7 protein-coding genes and 1 tRNA gene are annotated in these 4,200 nt (G+C 31.6%); 5 read left to right on the top strand and 3 right to left on the bottom strand.

The genetic code is table 11. The features are described from left to right. Positions 1-29: 29 nt before the first annotated feature. Positions 30-103 (top strand) — tRNA-Ala (locus tag ACIQ11_RS09120). Positions 104-111: 8 nt separating this feature from the next. On the opposite strand, the gene ACIQ11_RS09115 is transcribed toward ACIQ11_RS09120, so the two are convergent. Further along, the gene (locus ACIQ11_RS09115) at positions 112-876 is read right to left on the bottom strand and encodes a TIGR02757 family protein (protein ID WP_396154321.1); all 765 of its coding nucleotides are present in this window, start codon (positions 874-876) and stop codon (positions 112-114) included. Position 877: 1 nt separating this feature from the next. Then, positions 878-1,546, bottom strand: coding sequence for an ABC transporter ATP-binding protein (locus ACIQ11_RS09110; protein ID WP_396154322.1), 669 nt, complete (start codon positions 1,544-1,546; stop codon positions 878-880). Between the two features lie 122 nt (positions 1,547-1,668). Between ACIQ11_RS09110 and msrA the strand changes: the two genes are divergently transcribed. From msrA to ACIQ11_RS09090, 4 genes are all read left to right on the top strand, one after another. Beyond that, complete coding sequence (msrA, locus tag ACIQ11_RS09105) at positions 1,669-2,307, top strand: peptide-methionine (S)-S-oxide reductase MsrA (protein WP_396154320.1); 639 nt, start codon at positions 1,669-1,671, stop codon at positions 2,305-2,307. Between the two features lie 184 nt (positions 2,308-2,491). After that, positions 2,492-2,791 carry a hypothetical protein gene (locus tag ACIQ11_RS09100; RefSeq protein ID WP_396154319.1) on the top strand — a complete coding sequence of 100 codons (300 nt, stop codon included), beginning with the start codon at positions 2,492-2,494 and terminating at the stop codon, positions 2,789-2,791. A gap of 77 nt (positions 2,792-2,868) precedes the next feature. After that, positions 2,869-3,063, top strand: a complete 195-nt coding sequence (locus ACIQ11_RS09095; protein WP_353079529.1) for a hypothetical protein — start codon at positions 2,869-2,871, stop codon at positions 3,061-3,063. Beyond that, complete coding sequence (locus ACIQ11_RS09090) at positions 3,063-3,335, top strand: type II toxin-antitoxin system YafQ family toxin (RefSeq protein WP_353079530.1); 273 nt, start codon at positions 3,063-3,065, stop codon at positions 3,333-3,335. The genes ACIQ11_RS09095 and ACIQ11_RS09090 overlap by 1 nt, the downstream gene beginning before the upstream one ends. Positions 3,336-3,397: 62 nt before the next feature. On the opposite strand, the gene ACIQ11_RS09085 is transcribed toward ACIQ11_RS09090, so the two are convergent. Further along, the coding region (locus ACIQ11_RS09085; protein WP_396154318.1) for a pyridoxal phosphate-dependent aminotransferase at positions 3,398-4,200 on the bottom strand (803 nt) is incomplete at its 5' end.

Raw genomic sequence — 4,200 nt, 5'->3', positions numbered from 1 at the left:
CGGGATTTTTTTTATATTTGAAAAATAAAGGGGGATTAGCTCATTTGGCTAGAGCGCTACGCTGGCAGCGTAGAGGCGACCGGTTCGAATCCGGTATTCTCCACTATAATTTTAAAACCCTTCAAAAACGCCTAACCCAAACAAAGCAAAATCGTATTTTACAGGGTCATTGGCGTCTAATTTTCTTAAATTAGTATCCAATTCAAATAAGGCTTTTGCATCATTTTGTTTTCGAGTTAGCAGCAATAATTTCCTTGCAACATTACCCGAATGTACATCTAACGGACAAGATAAAGCAGCTGTAGGGATGGTTTTCCAAATCCCTAAATCCACACCATTGGCATCATTTCGTACCATCCAACGTAAAAACATATTAATTCTTTTGGCAGCAGAACCATTTAATGGATCTGAAATGTGTTTTTGTGTTCTTGGCAAATGTGGAATTTCAAAAAAGGTTTTTTTAAATTCAGATATGCTTTTTTGAGTCGAGTTATTTTCAATATGTTGAGAAAATACACTTTCTAAATCGGGATTGTTCTTGTAAATATGTTGTAACGCTTTTATAAAAGTAACAGCATCAGTAGCATTAAAGGTACGATGTACAAAGTTTGATAATTTTTCTAAATGGATTTCTTTATGATTCATTACAAAATCATAAGGCGAATTCCCCATAATTTGCATAAGTTTATGCGAATTCGAAATAATCATTTTTCTATTTCCCCAAGCAATTGTTGCGGCTAAAAACCCAGCAATTTCAACATCTTCCTTTTGTGAGTACAAATGCGGAATTTGTACAGGATCCGATTCAATAAAATTTTTATTGTTGTACAAGAGTACTTTTTCGTCTAAAAAACTTTTTAATTCTTCAGTAGTCATCTTAGCTTTGTAACACGCCGTCAACCATTACTAATTTTCTATCAGCCATATTTGCCAAATCTTCATTATGGGTAACAATTACGAATGTTTGACCAAACTCGTCTCGCAATTTAAAAAACAGTTGATGTAAATTTTCTGCCGAAATATGATCTAAATTACCTGATGGTTCATCTGCAAAAATTACAGCGGGCTTATTAATTAAAGCTCTTGCTACTGCCACACGCTGTTGTTCTCCACCAGAAAGTTCATTTGGTTTGTGATTGATACGATGCGATAAACCTAAATAATCCAATAGTTTTTTGGCTTCAGTTTCTACTTCATTTTTCGATTTATTTGCAATAAAAGCAGGAATACAAACGTTTTCTAACGCTGTAAATTCTGGTAACAATTGATGAAATTGAAAAATAAAACCTAAGTTTAAATTTCTAAATTTAGATAATTCAGCATCTTTTAAATCGATAATTGAAGTTTCATTAATTAATAACGAACTGGACGTATTGTCTTTCTTATCCAATACATCTAAAGTTCCTAAAATTTGTAACAAGGTTGTTTTTCCAGCACCCGAAGGTCCTACGATAGAAACAATTTCGCCTTTTTGGATTTGCAGACTTACATTTTTTAAAACGTGTAATTCTCCATAATGTTTATTAATATTGTTCGCTTTAATCATCATATCAATTTGTACAAAGAAACAAAGAATTTGTGAATATTAAAATCTTTGCTGTACAAATCTAAAAGTAACGTTAAATTGGCTAATCGTAAACTATTATTGTCTAAATTTGATAAAAAAAGATGAATTATATTGTATTAGTAAGTACTGTTTTGAGTTTTTTTTCGTGTGGAAATAAAACACAACTAACAGATAAAAAAATGGAGGTTAAAAAAGAAATTATGAATGATAGTGTACAAGTGGCAACGTTTGCCGGAGGTTGCTTTTGGTGTACAGAAGCCGTTTTTTTAGAAGTAAAAGGAGTAGAGAAAATTGTTTCTGGTTTTACGGGTGGTTTTGTAAAAAATCCGGCTTATCGCGAAGTGTGTAATGAAACTACAGGACACGCGGAAGGCATTCAAATTACATTTAATCCCAAAGAAGTGGCGTATGAAGATTTATTAGAAATATTTTTTGCTACTCACGATCCCACTACTTTAAATAAACAAGGCGCAGATGTGGGAACACAATACAGAAGTGCGATTTTTTATCATTCTCAAGAACAGAAAACAAAAGCAACAGCTTACATTCAATTAATGGAAAAGGAAAAGTTATACGCAAATCCAATTGTTACACAAATTGAAGAAGCGGGTGTTTTTTATTTGGCGGAAGACTATCATCAAAATTATTACAATCAAAACAAAGAGCAAGGCTATTGTCAGTATGTTATCGCACCGAAATTAGATAAATTAAGAAAGTATTATAAGAGTAAGTTAAAGTAATAGGGTGAAAGGTTTTGGGTAAAGGGTAAAAGTAAAAAGATTGCCAATCTATGTTTTTCTATGTATAGCGAAGCTACTTATTTATTATAACCCTTTCTATGTTCCTATGTGTTTAATTATTGTAATAGCTATCAGTTTTTGAAATAAATTCGTATCTTAGTATTCAATAAAATATCATAAAAATATGAATCAAGAACCACAACCAACGATTGTAAATAAAAGCGACAAAAAAACAAAGCTGATACTAAGTCTTATTTTTGATGGTATTGGAATGTTGTCCTATATCGTGCCTGTATTTGCAGAATCTTTGGATATTATTTGGGCACCCCTTTCAGGATTACTTTTGGTTGTAATGTACAAAGGCACCGTTGGAAAAATTGCAGGTTTATTTGGTACCATTGAAGAGTTAATTCCGTTTACAGATATCATTCCAACGTTTACGATTACTTGGTTTTACACCTACATTATTAGAAAAGAAGCATAGTATTTTCAATTAAATAATAATCTGCTGTTTTACAGCATATTCAATTTTTTGTATATTTGTATGATTAAATTAAAATTATGGCAGAAATAACTTTAAAATTCGACGCTAAAAATCCAATTGCAAAAAAAACAATTGATTATATTTTATCTATTGGAGTTTTTAAAACGGTTTCAAAAAAATCGGCTATAGAAATGTCTTTGGAAGATGTTAAAAAAGGTCGTGTTAAAAAATATAAAGATGCTAATGACCTTTTTGAAAAGGTTTTGAGTTAATGTACACTATTATTACTACAAATCGTTTTGAAAAAGAATTAAAACTTTGCAAAAAACGAGGCTACAATATGGAACTTATACAAAAAGTAATTTCTATTCTTTCAAATACAGGAAAGTTACCTGAAAAGTATAAGCCTCACAAATTATCTGGGAACTATGAAAATTGTTGGGAATGTCATATTAAAGGAGATTGGCTTTTAATTTGGATGCAAAATGATCAAGAACTAACTCTTTTATTCACCAATACAGGCACTCATAGTGATTTGTTTTAAAACAAAGAAGCATAAAAAAAACCCGCAATTAGCGGGATTTTTTATTTTATATAAATAGAAACTTAATCTTTATAAACCTTTAATGCTTCTTTTAATATTTGAGCAGATTTAATTAAATCTTCTTTTTTCAACACGTAAGCCATTCTTATTTCATCTAATCCAACACCTGGAGTAGAGTAGAAGCCAGCTGCTGGAGCTACCATAACCGTTTCGCCATTAAAATCATATTCTTCTAAAAGCCATTGTGCAAAATTATCCGCGTTTTTAACAGGTAATTTAGCAATACAGTAAAAAGCACCTTTTGGATTAGCAATAGTAACGCCTTCAATTTTTTGCATTTCTTGAACTAACGTATTTCTTCGGTCAACATATTCAGTAATTACTTCATCAAAATAACTTTGTGGGGTATCTAATGCAGCTTCACTGGCTACTTGAGCATATGTTGGTGGACTCAATCGTGCTTGTGCAAATTTCATTGCAGTTGCCATAAACTCAGCATTTTTAGAAACTACGCAACCAATTCTTGCACCACACATACTAAATCTTTTCGAAACCGAATCAATCATAATCGCGTGTTGCTCTAAACCAGGAACGTTTAATACCGAATAATGTTTTAATCCATCATAGGTAAATTCTCTATACACTTCATCTGCAATTAAAAACAAATCGTGTTTTTTTACAATTTCAGCCAATTTGTTTATTTCCGCTTCAGAATATAAATATCCTGTTGGATTTCCAGGATTACAAATCATTATGGCTTTTGTTTTTGGCGTAATTAGTTTTTCAAAAGCTTCCATAGGAGGCAATGCAAAACCAGTTTCAATTCCTGAAATTACAGGAACCACTTTTACACCACTTGCCGTTG

It is taken from the genome of Flavobacterium sp., from assembly GCF_044361065.1.
Lineage (GTDB): Bacteria > Bacteroidota > Bacteroidia > Flavobacteriales > Flavobacteriaceae > Flavobacterium.
Note: the sequence above shows the minus strand (reverse complement) of the source record. Positions and strands in the feature narration are given on the sequence as shown.